Annotated in this window: 7 protein-coding genes; all 7 read left to right on the top strand. The window is 66.8% G+C overall.

Annotation, left to right across the window (positions count from 1 at the left end; genetic code table 11):
• Positions 1–27 precede the first annotated feature (27 nt).
• The 7 genes from IV113_RS03490 to IV113_RS03460 all read left to right on the top strand — a co-directional run bounded on the left by IV113_RS03490 (position 28) and on the right by IV113_RS03460 (position 17,450).
• The gene (locus IV113_RS03490; RefSeq protein WP_291080841.1) at positions 28–903 is read left to right on the top strand and encodes a PEP-CTERM sorting domain-containing protein; all 876 of its coding nucleotides are present in this window, start codon (positions 28–30) and stop codon (positions 901–903) included.
• 39 nt (positions 904–942) lie between these two features.
• Positions 943–2,418: a hypothetical protein gene (locus tag IV113_RS03485; protein WP_291080839.1), complete on the top strand. Its 1,476-nt coding sequence runs from the start codon at positions 943–945 to the stop codon at positions 2,416–2,418.
• A 130-nt stretch (positions 2,419–2,548) separates the two neighbouring features.
• A complete protein-coding gene (locus IV113_RS03480) occupies positions 2,549–4,126 on the top strand; it encodes a ShlB/FhaC/HecB family hemolysin secretion/activation protein (RefSeq protein ID WP_291080837.1) in 1,578 nt (525 codons plus the stop codon).
• 19 nt (positions 4,127–4,145) lie between these two features.
• Positions 4,146–14,510 (top strand): filamentous haemagglutinin family protein, encoded by a 10,365-nt coding sequence (locus IV113_RS03475; protein WP_291080835.1) that lies wholly within the window; start codon positions 4,146–4,148, stop codon positions 14,508–14,510.
• A gap of 107 nt (positions 14,511–14,617) precedes the next feature.
• Positions 14,618–16,351: a DUF2341 domain-containing protein gene (locus tag IV113_RS03470; protein ID WP_291080833.1), complete on the top strand. Its 1,734-nt coding sequence runs from the start codon at positions 14,618–14,620 to the stop codon at positions 16,349–16,351.
• Positions 16,352–16,362: 11 nt separating this feature from the next.
• Positions 16,363–16,773: a biopolymer transporter ExbD gene (locus IV113_RS03465; RefSeq protein WP_291080831.1), complete on the top strand. Its 411-nt coding sequence runs from the start codon at positions 16,363–16,365 to the stop codon at positions 16,771–16,773.
• Positions 16,770–17,450 carry an energy transducer TonB gene (locus tag IV113_RS03460; RefSeq protein ID WP_291080829.1) on the top strand — a complete coding sequence of 227 codons (681 nt, stop codon included), beginning with the start codon at positions 16,770–16,772 and terminating at the stop codon, positions 17,448–17,450. The genes IV113_RS03465 and IV113_RS03460 overlap by 4 nt, the downstream gene beginning before the upstream one ends.
• Positions 17,451–17,470: the final 20 nt, after the last annotated feature.

Genomic DNA, 17,470 nt, shown 5'->3' with positions numbered 1-17,470 from the left:
TTACTTCACTTCAGATTGGAATCACTCATGAAACTCAAATTCATCGCCCTGGCCGCCATGATGGCCGCTTCCGGCGCTGCTAACGCAGCGATCGCCGACAGCAACGACAACACCGCTACCTCTGGCGACCTTTTTGGCAGCTTCTACAGCGCCGCCAGCTCTGCCTCCTTCACGGTCGACCTGGGCCTGCGCTTGGACCAGTTCTACGCTGCCGTGGCCCCTTCGGCCCTGGGCATCAAGCTGGTGTGGGACCTGGACGGTGCCGGCAGCTTCACCGACCTGAGCACGACCCTGACCGGCCTGGCCGCTCAGGTGCAAGCCATCAACTACGGCGGCATCTTCAACATGTTCGAAACGCCGGCCGTGGCTTCGGCTTCCGACCTGGTGTTCGACGTCAAGGCCATGGATGGCTTCCCGCTGAGCTTTGCTGGTGCAGGTGCCAATCGTTACCTTTCGACCTCGTCTGCCGCTTCGCTTACAGCATCGAATGGCCAAGTATTTGCCATGGACAACGTTGACGCGTACACGACCGCCGCCAATGCCGATGCCACCAACAGCACGCACGGCTCTGCCGCTGCGGGCGCCAACATGTACGACGCCGGTGACGCAACGAACGTGAGCTTCCAGAACGGCAGTGGTGACAACTGGAAGGGTGCCGTGTCCTTCACCAGCCCTGGCTCCGCCTCCAACCCGCTGAACTTCTTCTACCTGTCCAACACCAGCTCGACCGCCGCCAACGCCGCCACCGTGACCAAGTACGCCGGCAGCTGGTCGTTCGACACGCTGCAGAACCAGCTGATCTATTCGTCCGCCGCTCCGGTGCCGGAACCCGAGACCTACGCCCTGCTGCTGGCCGGTCTGGGCCTCATGGGCACCATCGCCCGCCGCCGCCGCCAGGCCTGAGCCGGACGCATCTCCTTTCATCTACTGGAATTCACCACCATGAAACTCAGCAACATCTCCTTTGCCGTGGCCGCCGTCGCCGCCCTGGCTTCCGCGCCCGCTTCGGCCAGCCTGCTGTCGCAGTTCGGCGTGCCCGTGGCCAACACCATGTTCATGTCGGGCGCTTCCGCCCTGACCGGTTCCCTCACCGCCGTGATGGCCAAGCTGTGCACCGGTGGCGCCGCCAACGTGCGCACCCTCACCATCGGTGGCGGCACGTCCGACGGCCGCGTGTTCGTCTGCACCACCAGTGGTGTGGCGGGTGCCCAGTTCGCTGGCCCGTTTGCCCTGGTCAAGCGCGACACCGACGGCTCCTTTGCCGGCGTGGGTCCCGTCATCAGCCAGACCAACCTGCTGCGCTGGGCCAACATCAACAGCTGCAACGCGACCGACTGCACGCTGGACACGACCACCCCGATCAAGCCCAATGCCGGCCTGACCGATGTGGACACCAACGTGTGGGTCGGTTCGGCCAGCACCGGCGCCCTGAGCATTCCCGTGCCCCCTTTGGGCTCCACCCAGGCTTTCGGCGGTTTTGCCGGCCAGGGTTTTGGCGTGATGGTGAGCGAAGAGCTGTACAAGGCCATGCAGACCAAGCAGAAGACCGAAGGTCGCCTGGCCAGCACCGTGGTCGTGGGTGACTACACCCCCGGCGCGGCGCAGCCCAGCATCACCAAGGAAGAGTACACCGCCATCATCGACGGCAACAATTTTGCCTACGTGAACAACGGCGCCCTCACCGGCGATGCCAACCCGGTCAACCTGTGCCGCCGCGTGGAAACCTCGGGCACCCAGGCCGTGTCGAACGCGTTCTTCCTGAACAACCCCTGCGCCTCGGCGAACCCGACCAACGGCTTCGTTGCACCCAAGCGGGTTGATCTGGCGAACCCAACAGCTGTGGTGTTTGCCTCACCAGCCAACGCCGTCACCGGCAACTACGACGACTTCGGTGGCGCCTTCGCCCTGTTCGAAGGCTCCGGCACGGGCGACGCACGCAACTGCGTGATCCGTCGCAACGCTGGCAACAACCCGAACAACGTGGCCGATGCGGCCCTGGGCAAGTACGCCATCGGCTGGATCTCGCTGGAGAACGCACCAGCTGCTGGCTGGAAGTACATCAAGATCGACGGCGTGTCGCCGAACGCCTACCAGACCGCCGTCGGTAGCGCCGAAGACGTGGCCAGTGGTGGTGCAGCCGACGGTTGGGTTCAGGATGCCAACCAGCGCATCAGCACGATCCGTGGCCAGTACCCCGTGTCGCCTGAGCTGCAGATGCTGTGGCCCAACGGTTCGGCCTTCAACACCTTCTTCACGAAGCTGAAGGACACCTTCTCCGACCCGACCGCCCTGAACACCCGCGGCATCTTCCAGGCCAACAACCCGGCTCTGGGTTCGACCTTCGCCGCCTTCCCGACGCAAGTGCACAAGGGCACGCGCAACGGCAACTTCTGCGCACCGCAGGTTCTGGCCGAGTAATGACCGTCACACCCGGACTGGCAGGGGCCAGCCGGGTTGGGATCTTCGTCCATCCACCCCCTTTCAACAGGGGGTGGTTTTTCGTTTTCATGAAGCCCTGTGTGTGGCTGTGGCGAGACCTCTTGAAATGATGAAGCGCTTTGCAATGGATGGGTGTGTGTCGCGTTGGGTGGTGGCGCTGCTGGTGTGTGTGGGTTGTGGTGCACACGCCCAGGAGACGCAGTTCGACATCTTCGAATACCGCGTGGAAGGCACCACGCTGATTCCCGCGCTGGCGGTGGAGAAGGCGGTCTATCCCCATCTTGGCGAAAAGAAGAGCCTGGCCGACGTGGAGAAAGCGCGCGAGGCGCTGGAGAAGGCCTACCACGGTGTGGGCTACCTCACCGTGCTGGTGACGATTCCGCAGCAGCGGGTGAACGAAGGCGTGGTGCGCCTGGCCGTGACCGAAGCGCCGGTGGACCGCCTGCGGGTGGTGGAGTCGCGCTACTTCGACCAGGGCGCCATCCGCGCCGGTGCGCCCGAGCTGGCCGAGGGCAATGTGCCCAACTTTCAAGACATGCAGACCGAGTTGACCGCGCTCAACCGCAACGCCGACCGGCGCGTCACGCCCGTGCTGCGCCCGGGCAAGACACCCGGCACGGTGGAGGTGGACCTGAAGGTGCAGGACAAGCTGCCGCTGCATGGCAGTGTGGAGCTGAACGACCGTTACAGCCCCGACACGTCGCGCACCCGGCTCAACGCCAGCGTGCGCTACGACAACCTCTGGGGCAAACAACACAGCATTGGCCTGAGCCTGCAAACCGCGCCCAGCAACCCCAGCGAGAGCCAGGTGTTTTCGGTCAACTACACCATTCCGCTGGCGGGGGGTGAGTTTCTCGCGCTCTATGGCGTCAAGTCCGACTCCGACGTGTCGGCCGTGGGCACGCTCAACGTGGTCGGCCGCGGCACCATCCTGGGCGCGCGCTACATCGTGCCCTTGCCGGGCAGCGATTCGTTCTTCCACAGCGCTTCGTTCGGCGTGGACGTCAAGGACTTCGACCAGTCGGTCAACCTCATCGGCAGCGGTGGCTTCAACACGCCGATCAAGTACACGCCATTCACCGTCGGCTGGGACAGCACCTGGCTCGCCGAGCAGCGCACTTCGCGCCTGGGTATTTCGTTCAACTTCAACGTGCAGGGCCTGGGCAGCGACGAGCAGGAATTTGCCGACAAACGCTTCAAGGGCCGGCCGTCCTATGCCTACCTGCGTGGCAATGCTTCGCAGGAACGCACGCTGACCAACAACTACGGCGTGGCAGTGCGAACCACCTGGCAAGTGGCCGGGCAGCCGCTCATCTCCAACGAGCAGTTCGCCATCGGCGGTGTGGACACGGTGCGTGGCTACCTGGAGTCGGCCGCGTTGGGCGAGACCGGTCTGGCGGTGTCGCTGGAGGGCAAGTCGCCCAACTTCAAGGGCCGCTTCCCCTCACTGGGTGAAGCGGTGACCGACCTGCACGCCATTGCCTTTGTGGACGCGGGCACCGTGCGCGTGCTCGAACCCATCACGGCCACCAGCCGCTTCACCCTGGCCAGTCTGGGCCTGGGCTTGCGCCTCAAAGGCTTCAACGGTCTCGATGCCGCCCTGCAATGGGCGTACCCCCTCAAAGCCGTGGGCAACACCGCCCGCGGTGACCACCGCTTCCATTTCAGCGTCGCCTACGAGTGGTGATGCAGCGCAGGAGAACCCCATGAACCGTCAACGCTACCGCCTCGTCTTCAGCCCGAGCCTGGGGGGGCTGGTGCCCGTCGCCGAGAGCGCGCGCGGGCGCGGCAAGTCGGCCAGCGGCGCGCGCAGCGCCGGCGTGTTGCTGGGCAGTTTGCTGCTGGCGGCGCCCGCACTGGCCGAGCTGCCCGTGCCCCAGGGTGCGAATGCGGGGTACAGCGTCATTGGCAACCGGGCGTTCGTCAACCAGGTGGGCAACAAGGCCATCCACAACTGGCAGACCTTCAACGTGGGTGCCGGCAAGACGGTGCAGTTCGGTCAGGTCAACGATCTGATCAACAACCAGTTCGTGCCAGGTGCCAGCTTCACCACCCTCAACCGCATCTGGGACATCAACCCCAGTGTGATCGCGGGCAGCATCACGCAGGCGGCCGGCCAGAAGGCCAACGTGATCATGGTGAACACCAACGGCATCGCCTTCATGGGTGGTTCGCAGGTGAACCTCAACAGCTTCACGGCGTCCAGCCTGGACATCGCCGACCGCTTCATCAACGAGTCCCTGTTTCCAGGCGATCGCACGCCCCAGTTTGTCGGCACGGGTGGATTCATCAAGGTGTTCGAAGGCGCCGAGATCACGGCGGGCAATTTCGGGCGTGTGATGCTGCTCGCGCCCACGGTGATCAACCGGGGCAAGGTCACGGCGCCCGACGGGCAGGTGATCGCAGCCGCCGCTTCCAAGGTGTACCTGACCGCCGCAGGTGGCGAGGACACGAATGTGCGCGGGCTGCTGGTGGAGATCGATTCGCCTGCGAGCCTGAACGATTTCGACACCACCAACACCGGCATCCGGGACGGCGTGTTGAACGGCCAGGCGGTTGCGCTCACCAATGCCAGCGACGACAAGCTCGGCCATGTGAGCAACTTCGGCCAGCTCTCGGCCGCGAGGGGCAACGTGACCATGGTGGGTTATGCCGTCAACCAGATGGGCCTTGCCAGCGCAACCACGTCGGTGGTGGCCAATGGTTCGGTGTACCTGCAAGCCAAGGACCGTGCGATCAGCAGCACCTCCGGAACACTGGACCCCGCTGGCGCGCAGCGCGGCGGCCGTGTGGTGATGGGTGCCGGCAGCGTGACCCAGGTCTTGCCCGAGCTCACCGACACCACCGGGTCGGTCGATGGCACGCGGGCGGACGGCCTTGAAAAGCGTTCGCAGATCCAGGTGCTGGGCCAGGACATTCGCATGGCGGGCGGTGCCTTGATCAAGGCGCCGTCGGGTCAGGTGAGCATCACGGCGGTGGATGCACCGGGCTCGGTGGACTCGCTCTACACCGGCAACAGCCCGGTGTCCAGCCAGGCGCGCGTGCACATTGCCAGCGGAGCGCGCATCGACGTGGCCGGTGTCGAAGAGGTTCAGGTGTCTGCTGCCCGCAATACGGTGGAGGTGGAGCTGCGTGGCGACGAACTCAAGGACTCCCCGATCAACCGCAACGGCCCGCTGCGTGGCCAGAAGGCTTATGTCGATGTGGCGCGCGCCCTGGCGAAGGCCAAGTCCGGTGAATCGACCCTGATCGCCAGGGACAGCCTGGAGAGCTACCAGGCACGCATGGAGCGCACGGTGGCCGAGCGCTCCACCAGTGGCGGCAGCGTGAGCATCGCCTCACAGGGTGCCACCATCATCGAATCCGGCGTGCAGGTGGACCTCTCGGGTGGTCGTGTGCGGTACGACTCGGCATTGGTGAAGTCCACCTTGCTGAGCTCGGCGGGCGGCTATGTGGATCTGGCCGAGGCGGACGCCCAGACGCGCTACACCGGCATCGCAACGCGTTACACCATCGATTACGGCCGCTGGAACGTCAAGGAGACGATCGACCTGGGCGAGAACATGCGTTTCGACCCGGGCTATGTCGAGGGCAAGGACGCCGGCAGCATGAGCGTGTTCGGCATCGGCGGCACCTACATGCGGGCCGACGTGCAAGGCCGCACGACCGTGGGTGAACTGCAGCGGGATTCGGGAACCCAACCCCAGGGGGCTCGGTTGACGGTGGGCTACGACGACGTGGTGTCCAACCGGAACGCGGTGGATCTGGCGGTGCGCACACGCGACTACAAGATCAACCAGGCGGTTTCCATCTCGAACGCCACCATGTCATTGCCGGGCGGATTCGGCTTCGGGGACGCGCTGCCCGCCGAGCTGGCCGCCATGCTGACGCTGGACGCGCAGCTGCTGGGCAAAGACAAAGTGGCGGAGCTCGAGGTGTTCAGCAACCAGGCGGTGGCGGTGCGGGATGCGCTGCGCGCCGCGCCGGGCGGGCGCGTCTCCATCATTGGCAGTGGCGTGGACGTGGCGGCCAACATTGCCGCGGACGGTGGCCGCATCAGTCTGGCCGCGCGCAACACCGTGGCCACCGTGCCACCCGCGCTGACGGGCAATCTGGCGGACCCCCGCGTGAACATCGCCGACGGAGTGCAACTCTCGGCCCGTGGTGCGTGGATCAACGAGTCGGTGGGCCAGGCGCCAGGCACGGGTGCAGCGCTGATCAACGGTGGGCGCATCGCTCTGTCTGCAGAGTCGCAGACCAGTGGCACCGACGTGGTGTCTCGCGGCGTGGTGTCGCTGGGGCAGGGCGCCGTGCTCGATGTCACCGGGGGTGCCCGCCTGAATGCTCAAGGCGAACTGGCGCTGGGTGACGGCGGCGACATCGGCGTGTCGGGTTTCGAGGTGAACGGCGTGGACCGCAATCTGCGCGCCCATGGCACGGAGAAGGGCGGCACGCTGACCCTCGGCAGCAACGACATCCGCATCGGCGGCACGCCGGACGCCACGGCCGGCGTGCTCAACCTGGACGAAGGATTCTTTCAGACCGGTGGCTTTGCCCAGGTCAATCTCAATGCGTTGAATCGGCTCAGCGTGGAGGCCGGCGCCGTGATCCGACCCACCGTGCAAAGCCTGGAACTGCAGGGCAACCACCCTGTGGTGGTCACGGGGACACCGATCGAGCAGATCGCCAACGTGGTGCGGCGCGACGACCTGCAGCGCCAGACCACCCAGCTCACCCTCACTGCTCAGCAAAGCGCACGGGGCACTGGCGAGGTGGTGGTGGGCGAGGGCGCGCGCATCGAAACCGATCCGCTGAGCAGCGTTGCATTTGCAGCGCGCAACAAGATCGAAATCCTGGGAACGGTGAAGGCCGCAGGCGGCAGCATCACGGCCACGCTGGATCGCACGCAGGGACAGGTGAACGGCGCGACCAATGTGAATGCGATCTACCTGGGCAGTTCTGCGGTGCTCGACGTGGCGGGCCGGGCCCTCACCACGGTCGATGACCGGGGACTTACGCAAGGCCAGGTGGTGAACGGCGGAATCGTCGAACTCAATGCCCGCAGTGGCTATGTGATCACCCAGGCCGGATCGCGCATCGATGTGTCCGGCGCGGCACCGGTGGTGCTGGGTATGACCAACGACGCTGGTGGCCTGGGCCGCCCGGTGGGCAGTGACGCCGGCACGGTGAAGATGTTCGTCGAGCAGGGTGCATTGCTGGATGGGGAAATCCGTGCCGCGGGTGGCAGCGCCAGCCAGCGGGGCGGCGACTTTGACCTGACGCTCAGCCAATACGTTGCGCCCGGGCTGGGCCAACCGCCGCAACCCGACATCACGCTGAGTCTGGCAGCCAGTGTGGGCCCCCAGGCCACCGGCTTGACGGCCGATTCGGCCGTGCCCAATGCGGATGTGGAACGCGTCAAGCTCGGCGCACAAGCGTTGGAGGCGGCCGGTTTCGACCGCATTCGCCTGGTCAGCCGCGATGCGATCGAGATCAAGGACGGCGTGGCGCTGGGTGCCGGCCCGGCCCAGGCGTTGCGGGAAGTCACACTCGACGCGGCGCTGATCCGCACCGAGGGTGGCAATGCATCGATCCAGGCCGAAACCCTGCGCGTGGGCAACCAGGACCCGTCTCGCGTGAGCAACCGCGGCGCCATCACGGGCACCGGCACGCTCACGCTGCAGGCGCAACAACTCGAGCTCGCCGGCAAACTGCGCCTGGAAGGCATGCAGAGCGCGCAGCTGCAGGGCACCGAGCAGATCGCGCTGGCGGGTGTGAGCGCGGGCACCACCCGCCCGATCGGTGAACTCCGCACCACGGCCGACCTGAGCTTCAGCGGTGCGGTGGTGTCTCCCACCACTTACAGCGACTACACGGTGGTGGCCAGCGGACGCGATGTCACGTTCAGCCGCAACACCGACGCGCCGGTACAACCGATGTCGGCCCTGGGCGCACTCACGGTGCAGGCTGCCAACATCACCCAGGGCGGCAACCTGTGGGCGCCGTTCGGGCGCATCGACCTGCAGGCCACCGACACGGTGACCCTGACGGCCGGTAGCACCACCGCGGTGTCTGCCCTGCCGGGCTCCGTGCTGCCTTTCGGCAAGGTGCTCAACGGCCGCACCTGGGTGTATGACGTGGATGCCGACCGGGTGCCGGCGGGTCAACTCGAACAGACCGCACTGGGCGAAAAGTCCATTCGAACCAGCGGCCGCGTGGTCAATCTGCAGGCTGGCGCCAAGGTCGATCTGGCCGGCGGTGGCGACCTGCAGGCCTACGAATGGACCGTGGGGCCGGGCGGTCTGCGCGACATCCTCGCGCTGCCCGACACCTACGCCATCCTGCCTGGCTACAAAGGCGGCATCGCACCGAGCGAGGTTCAGGAGGGGCAGGGTTTCGACCGCAAGGCCGGCGACGCGGTGTACCTCTCGGGCGTGCCGGGCCTGGCCGATGGGGTCTACACCCTGCTGCCAGCCCACTACGCGCTGCTGCCCGGTGCCATGGCGGTGCAGGTCAACATGGGTGTGCAAGACCTGATGCCTGGGCAGGCCTACACCGCTCAGGACGGCGTGCGTGTGGCCGCCGGGTACCTGACCGACAGCCGCGGTGGCGCCCCGCGCGATGCGCGCTGGCAAGGTGTGCAGGTGCTCACCGGCGACCAGGTGAGGGAGCGTTCGGAGTTCACGCTCTCCACAGCCTCGAACTTTTTCGCCGGCACCAAGCACCGCCCGCAAGACGCGGGCCTGCTGTCGGTGGCGACCACCGGCGCGGGCAGTGAAAGCCTGAAGCTGGACGCCAGCTTCAATCTCGCAGCAGGCCAGGGTGGGCGGGCCGCGGCGGTGGACATCAGCGCCACCAACCTGGCTGTGACCAGCGGCACACCGAGCGGCATTCCATCCACCACCACGGTGATCGATGTGGACAAGCTCAATGCCCTGGGCGCGGGCAGTCTGCTGATTGGTGGCACGCGCTCGGTGGGGAACGACGCCACGGTGATCACCGTGGGCGCCGACAACGTGATCCTCGCGAACGATGCCGGCCATGCGCTGGCGGCGCCCGAGGTGATCCTGGCGGCCAAGGACACGTTGACGCTCAGGAAAGGCAGCGTGATCGATGCCCAGGGCGACGCGGGCGACGCGGGCACCTACACCACGGCGGGCAATGGTGCCCTGGTGCGTGCCGCGTCCACCTCGGCGCGCTTCCAGCGCACCGGCAGCCCGGACCGTTCTCAGGGAACGCTCATTGGCGAGGCCGACGTGATCGACAGCAATGGCAAGGTCGTCGAAACCGGCAGCTTGGTGCGCGCGGCGGGCGCGATCACCATCGACGCCACGCGCAACAACGCCTTCAAGGGCAACACCGAGTTCCGCAAGAACGGCGTGGAGGTGGCGGCCGACCTGTCGGTGGGCGCCACCCGGATCAATTTCGGCGCGGCACCCGCGGCCGCCGAGGGCATCACCTACAGCGAGGACGATCTGAAGGCGTTGACCAACACCAGAAATCTGGTGCTCACCAGCTACAGCACCTTCGATCTGTACGGTGATGTGGAGGTCGGTGGCGTGGGCAGCGATGGCAAAGCCACCCTGCAAAGCCTGACCCTGCAAGGCGCCGGGCTGGCCGGCGTCGACAACACCGGTGCCACCGCCACCGTGCGGGCCCGGGAGCTCACGCTGAACAACACATCGCCGGTCGACTTCGTCGCTGGCGGTGTGTTGGGCAACGGCACGCTGAATGTGGTGACCGACAAACTCAAGCTGGGCGCCGGCGACAAGGACATCCAGGGCTTCGGACAGGTCAATGTGACCAGCAACGAGGTGGTGGCCACAGCCGGCAAGGGCAAGACCCGCTTCAGCGCACCCACCACCTTCAACGTAGCCCGGTTCAGCGGCGAGAGCCTGTCGAGCCAGGAAATTGCCAGCACGGGAGCCCTGGTGGCCAACCCCATCGCGGCCACGGCCGCGCTGGCCGACGTGACCGCGCTCGGCGCCAAGCTCGCGTTCTCTGGCGCATCGGTTGACTTCAACACGCTGGCCACGTTGCCCTCGGGTTCGGTGAGCCTGAAAGCCACTGGCGGCGACCTCACCGTTGGCGCGAACGCGGTGGTGGACGTGGCCGGGCGCACGGTCCGCTTCTTCGATGCCAGCGAGGCTGCCCAGGCGGGCCAGATCACGCTGGACAGCACCGCCGGCAACGTGACCGTGGAGAGCGGTGCGCGCCTGGACGTGTCATCGGCGGCCGGCGGTGATGCGGGCGCACTGGTCGTTCGTGCCGTCAACGGCACGGTCGGTCTGGCCGATGGCACGGTGCGCGGGGCGGCGGTGGCCGATGCATCGGGCCAGCGTGGCGATGGCGCCCGGGTCGACATCGACATCGGCACCCTGGCCAGCTACAGCGACCTCAACCGGGCGCTGAACCAGGGCGGTGTCGAGAGCAGCGGCAGCTTCACGGCCGGCTTCGACGGCGAGCGCACCCTGCGCGTGCGCCAGGGCAGTGTGGACATTGCCGCGGGCGACACCACGAAAGCGAAGGACATCCGAGTGTCGGTGGATGACGGTGCACTGACCTTGGCCGGCCAGCTCGATGCTTCGGGTGGTGATGCGGGCCGCGTCGAGCTGTTTGCCAAGAACGACGTGACGGTGGAAGCCGGCGCGCGCATGGTCGCGGTGTCCAGCGGCAAAGGCCAGGACGGCGGCGACGTGGTGATCGGCACCCGCGATGGCACCGTCCGCTTGAATGGCGGAACCATTCAGGTGGGTGGCGGCGTGGGCGGCCAGGGCGGTACCGTGCTGCTGCGCGCACCGCGCATTGCCGGGTACACCGATGTGGCGGTGACGGCAGAGCCGGGCGCGCTCGACAGTGCGATGAGCAGCGCGCGCTCGGTGTCGGTGGAGGCGGTGCGGGTGTACGACAAGATCAACACCCTGACGAAGACGGGCAGCGGCGTGGCCAATACGCTGTCGCTGGACACGATCCGTGCCGACAACGGCAACGCCGCCGGCACCACCGGTTTCGCCCAGTACCACGCAGCCATCAAGACCAAGCTGGGCCAGACCGGACAGGCCGGATTCCACGTGCTCAGCGGTGTGGAGGTGCGCACCGATGGGGGCGTTGGCCGAGACCTGACCCTGGCCGAGGACTGGAACCTGGACCCGGCGCGCGCCGCGGGCGAGCCGGGTGTGTTGACCTTGCGTGCGCAGGGCGATCTCAAGCTCAACAACAACCTCTCCGACGGTTTCAGCACCGCCACGGCGTGCACCACGACCCCGTGCAATGCCACCACGCCTTCCCCGGCTGCCCTGCGGGCGGGCAACTCGTGGTCGTACCGCCTGGTGGCCGGCGCCGATTCGGCTGCGGCTGATCCACTGGCGGTCGTCCGGGACGCGGGCAACGTGACACTGGCTGGCGGCAAACTGGTGCGCACGGGCACCGGTGACATCCAGGTCGCTGCGGGCGGCAACATCGTGCTGGAGAGCAACAAATCGGTGATCTACACGGCCGGCCGTGTGGCCGACGCGGTGGCGGGTTTCACCACGCCACAGACGAACCTGAACCCGGTGTTTGCTCAGGGTGGGGGTGATGTCGATTTGCGGGCGCTTGGCAGCATCGAGGGCAAGCCGTCGGCGCAGCTGTACTCGCAGTGGCTGTTTCGCCAGGGCGCGCTCAACAGCACGACCGGTGCTTACACCCGCCAGCCCGCCTGGTGGGTGCGTTACGACCAGTTCGAGCAAGGCGTGGGCGCGCTCGGCGGCGGTGATGTGACGCTTCGCGCAGGACTGGACATCAAGGACGTGTCGGCCAGCACGCCGACGCAGGGCAGGGTGTCGGGCACGAATCCGCAGACCGCCCAGCTCACTGAAACCGGTGGCGGTGACCTGCGCGTGGAAGCGGGCGGTGATGTGCTCGGTGGCCAGTACTACGCGGCGCGTGACGAACTGGTGGTCAAGGCGCAGGGCAAGGTCGGCACCAGCGACCAGACGGTGAACAGCGTCTCGCAGCCCTTGGCGCCCCTGATCGCGCTGGGCAATGCCCAAGCCCGCGTGGTGGCGAATGGCGATGTCATCGTGAGCAATCTGCTCAATCCGCACCTGCTGGTGCAGACGCAGCGCAACCTCCTCCCGGGCGTAGGCGTTCAGCCTGCTCGCAGTCTGTTTTCGACCTATGGCGATGCCAGCGCGGTCTCGATGTCGAGCCTGACCGGCCAGGTGGTGTTGCGCGAGAACGAGGAAGATCTGACCACGGCCTTCGGCACCACGTTGTTGCAAACGTCCGAAGGCAAACGCGACGGACTCTTCAACCTCGCCTTCCTGCTGCCATCCAGTCTGTCGACCACGGCGTTCCAGGGCAGTGTCTCGATCGGCACCAACACCCGCAACCTGACCATGAGTCCATCGGCGACCGGTCAGCTGTCGGTGCTTGCCGCCCAATCGGTCCAGGTGAATTCCACGCTCACGATGGGCGATCAGGACCCGGCGCTGGTGCCTTCGCCACTGCGTCCGGCCAACACGGTGAACCCGACCACGAGCGAGTTGCTGATCCCCGGTTTGATCGTGAACCCCGAGGATCCGGCTGCCATCGACCATGCATCCGTGCCGGTGCACACCGGCGACACCACCCCTGCGCGCTTGTACGCCGTGCAGGGTGATGTGAGCGGCTTCTACGACAGCCGGTCCGAGCATCTCTATGGTGGTGTGACGGCGCCCAAGGCCACGCTGGTGCGCGCCGGGCGCGACGTGAAGGACTTCAATCTGGTGGTGCAGCACAGCAGCGCTTCCGAAGTGAGCCGCGTCGAGGCCGGTCGGGACGTGAAGTTCTCCGGTGTGAACCGGCGCGACAACTCGAAGATCTGGATCGGTGGCCAGGGTCGGCTGGAGGTGAATGCCGGGCGCAACATCGACCTGGGCACGTCGGGTGGGGTGGTCAGCCGGGGCGACCTGGACAACAACAACCTGGCCGCCTCGGGCGCCGATCTGCAACTGTTGGCCGGCAGCGGCCCGGCGGGTGTGGACTACACCGCTGCGGTCAACCGCCTGGCGGCGCGTCTTCAAGCCGAGCCCGGCTCAACGACCCACCTGTGGCTGGCGCGCTGGCTGGCGGGTGACGACACGCTGTCCGCCAGCGCTGCGCCCGGCGCCGTGCAGGCGGTGGCAGCCCTCACACCCGAAGCCCAGCGCGAGCGCGTGCGCAGCATGGTGTTCACCGCGCTGCGCACCACCGGGCGCGACTCCAACCAGGTCAGCAGCGGGTTTGCGGGCGACTACGGCCGGGGCTACGCGGCTCTGGAGGTGTTGTTCCCGGGCGTTTCCGACACCACCGCGGGCGGTGCGGGTGCCGCCTACGTTGGCAACATCGATCTGTTCGCCAGCCGCATCAAGACCGAGCGCAACGGCAACATCGAGTTCCTCATCCCCGGCGGCAATCTGATCGTCGGCCTGGCCAACACGCCCGCAGACCTGGTGAAGACCGGCAGCAACGTGCTGGGCATCGTGGCGGCGGCTGAAGGCACCGTGCGGGGCTTCGCGCGCGACGACATGCTGGTCAACCAGTCGCGCATTCTCACCGTGGGTGGTGGCGACGTGTTGCTGTGGTCCAGCGAAGGCGACATCGACGCCGGCAAGGGCAAGAAGACGGCCACGGCCGTGCCCCCGCCGCTGATCTCGGTGGACGACGAGGGCAACGTCACGCAGGTGCTTCAAGGTGCCGTGTCGGGCAGCGGCATCGGTGCACTGTCGTCCGGCGGCGTGGTCGCTGGCGACGTCGACCTGATCGCACCCAAAGGCACGGTCAACGCCGGCGACGCCGGCATCCGTGCCGGCAACCTCAACATCGCCGCGCTGGTGGTGCTGGGCGCCGACAACATATCGGTCTCGGGCACCTCGGCGGGTACGCCGATCGCCGACACCAGTGCTGTCACGGCAGCCTCGTCGGGCGCCACCTCGGGTGGTGACGACACCGGCAAGGTGGTCGAAGCGCTCAACCAGGCGGCGGCCGAATCGGCCAAGGCGGCGCAAGAGATGGCTTCGGCGATGCGTCCATCGGTGGTGCGGGTCGACGTGCTGGGCTTTGGCGAGTAGTCCGAACGGATGGTCTTCCCACTTTTGTAACGCCACCGCCATCGTTCCTTCGTACCTTTCGTGCATGACCCGCGCCGCGGGCAGCACGCCATCTTTTCTGTCTTCCCATGAAACGCTTTTTTGCTCTCGCCCTTTGCGTGTTGATGTTGCCGCTCTCCGCCCACGCCTGGTGGGACGAGGGCTGGACGATCCGCAAGAAGATCACGCTGGACACGCAGGCCGCCGGCATCACGGCCGAGGCCACGGGCGTGCCCGTGCTGGTGCGCTTGTCCACCGGCAACTTCGACTTCCTCGCCTCCAACGAAAACGGCTCCGACCTGCGTTTCGTGGCCGAGGACGACAAGACGGTGCTCGCGCACCACATCGAGCGCTTCGACAGCACGAATGAACTGGCCTTCGTGTGGGTGCAGGTGCCGCGCGTGGCGGGCAGCAGCGCCGTGCAGCACGTGTGGCTGTACTACGGCAACGAATCGGCGCAACCCGTGCCGGCATCGGGCCTGTACGACGCCGCGCAGTGGGCCGTGTACCACCTCGGTGACGCCAGCGGCCTGCCGCAAGACGCCACCGCCGCAGGCCATCACATGTCGGGTGGCACCGCCACCTTCGTGCCCAGCGGCCTGATCGGTGGATCGGCGCGGCTCAATGCCGACGGCGGTTTGCAGGTCGGCGACGCCACATTGCAGGCGGCCACCGGCTTCACGTTTTCGGCCTGGATCAAGCCGGAGCGGGTCGACGGCGAGTTGCTGGCCTTTGGCGGCCTGACGCTGTCGCTTCGGGGCGGTGTTCCGGTGCTGAGCGCGGGCGGCACGGTGGCCCAGGGCGGGGCGCCACTGGCGCTGAATGCCTGGCGCCATGTGGCCGTGAGCTCTGGAACCAATGCCGTGCTGTACGTCGACGGCAAAGCCGTCGCCAATGTCGCCACCGCCTTTGCACCCGCGGGCGCCCTGCGCGTGGGCGCAGGCCTGGTGGGCGAGATTGACGAGGTGCAGATCTCCACCGAACAGCGCCCCGAGGCCTGGATCGCCGCGCAGGCCGACAGCCAGGGCCAGTCGGGCAAGTTGGTGCGCATGGGTGAGGAAGAGACCACCAAGCAGGGCGCACAGACCGGTTACTTCATGGCCACCATGAACAACCTCACCGTTGACGGCTGGGTGGTGGTGGTGATCTGCGTGTTCATGTTCTTCATCGCGATCTACATCATGTGGGCCAAGGCGGTGCTGCTGACGCGCCAGGACCGCAGCAATCCCCGCTTCACCGAGGCCTTTGACCAGCTCGCCACCCGCCTGCGCACGCTCGAAGGTGGCCCGTCCCTGCACGCCAGCCAGCTCGACCAGCTTGCCTCGCAGGGCGATCAATACAAAGACTCGCCGCTGCACCGCATCTTCCAGGTCGGTGCGCGCGAACTCAAGTCGCGCTTTCATGCCGACGGCGCCACGGTGGAACACGACGGCGTGGTGGCACCTTCGGTGGGCGAGCGCGCCATGCTCGCGGTGCGCTCCAGCCTGGACGCGCAGCTCACGCGCGAACGCCAGCGCCTGGACAAGGGCATGGTGATGCTCACCATTGCCATCTCGGGCGGCCCGTTCCTGGGCCTGCTGGGCACGGTGGTGGGCGTGATGATCACCTTCGCCGCCATTGCCGCGGCGGGCGACGTGAACGTGAACGCGATTGCGCCCGGCATTGCCGCCGCGCTGGTGGCCACGGTGGCCGGCCTGGGCGTGGCGATCCCCGCGCTGTTTGGCTACAACTACCTGCAGACGCGCATCAAGTCGATCTCCAACGACATGAATGTGTTCGTGGACGAGTTCGTGACCAAGATGGCCGAAACCTACGGCGACTGAGGAACACGAACATGTCCAAAGCCCAGGAAGACGGCGCGATCTACGACGACATCAACATCACCCCGATGTTGGACCTGTCGTATGTGCTGCTGGTCATTTTCATTCTCATGACGACAGCCTCGGTGCAGGGCATCAAGGTGAACCTGCCCAAGGCCAGCGACACCCCCAGCCTCGCCAAGCCGGCCACGCGCGCCATCACCATCACCGAGACCGGTGCGCTGTACCTCGACGCCTACCCGATGGCCACGCTGGCCGATCTGGAGGCGCGCCTGCTGCAGTTCAAGGCGGGCACGCCCGAGTTCCCCATCGTGGTCAAAGGCGACTCCGCTGTGCAGTACGAAAAGGTGGTCGAGGTGCTCGATCTTCTCGGGCGGCTCGAACTCAACCAGATCGGTCTCGTCACGCAGCGGCTGGTCAAGTGAAACCGGACGATTCGTTCCTGCGGCGCCATGGCCGCGCGGTGGCGCTGGTGCTGCTAGTGGCCCTGTTGATCGCAGGTGCCGTGTGGCTCTATGGCGTGATGTCCAAACCCACCGAGCCGACGAAGAAGCGCACGGTGCAGGAGATCTCGCTGCTCAAGCCGCCGCCGCCACCACCCCCGCCCAAGACACCGCCGCCTCCGCCCCCACCCGAGCAGAAGCAGGAAAAGATCGACGTGCCCAAGCCGGAAGCCGCACCCGACCAGCCTTCAGAGGCGCCGCCCCCGGGTCCCAACCTGGGCGTGGATGCCGCCGGCAGCGGTGGTGGCGACAACTTCGGCCTGGTGGGCAAACCGGGCGGTGGCGACCTGATCGGCAGCGGTGGTGGCGGGGGTGGTGGCAACCGCTTCGCCTGGTACGGCGCGCTCGTGAAGGACCGCATCAGTGACGCCGTGCAGCGCGACAAGAAGTTGCGCGAAGCCGCCGAGTACCAGCGCGTGGTCAATGTGTGGGTCAACAGCAGCGGTCTGGTCACCCGGGTCGAGCTGGTGGGCGCCGGCGACAAACCCGAACTCGACGAGGCGCTGCGCGTTGCCCTGCGCAACCTCCCACCCGTGCGCGAGGGCGCGCCGGGCGACATGCCGCAACCCATTCGACTGCGCATCTCCACCCGCTCCTGACACACGCGGTCCTGAGTTCC

This window comes from Hydrogenophaga sp. (assembly GCF_018780385.1).
Lineage (GTDB): Bacteria > Pseudomonadota > Gammaproteobacteria > Burkholderiales > Burkholderiaceae_C > Hydrogenophaga.
The sequence above is the reverse complement of the archived record's forward strand: the minus strand, read 5'-3'. Positions and strand labels throughout refer to the sequence as shown.

Coding starts and splice junctions, on each gene's coding strand:
- IV113_RS03490 (WP_291080841.1), top strand. CDS start 28: ATGAAACTCAAATTCATCGCCCTGGCCGCCATGATGGCCGCTTCCGGC.
- IV113_RS03465 (WP_291080831.1), top strand. CDS start 16,363: ATGTCCAAAGCCCAGGAAGACGGCGCGATCTACGACGACATCAACATC.
- IV113_RS03485 (WP_291080839.1), top strand. CDS start 943: ATGAAACTCAGCAACATCTCCTTTGCCGTGGCCGCCGTCGCCGCCCTG.
- IV113_RS03470 (WP_291080833.1), top strand. CDS start 14,618: ATGAAACGCTTTTTTGCTCTCGCCCTTTGCGTGTTGATGTTGCCGCTC.
- IV113_RS03480 (WP_291080837.1), top strand. CDS start 2,549: ATGAAGCGCTTTGCAATGGATGGGTGTGTGTCGCGTTGGGTGGTGGCG.
- IV113_RS03475 (WP_291080835.1), top strand. CDS start 4,146: ATGAACCGTCAACGCTACCGCCTCGTCTTCAGCCCGAGCCTGGGGGGG.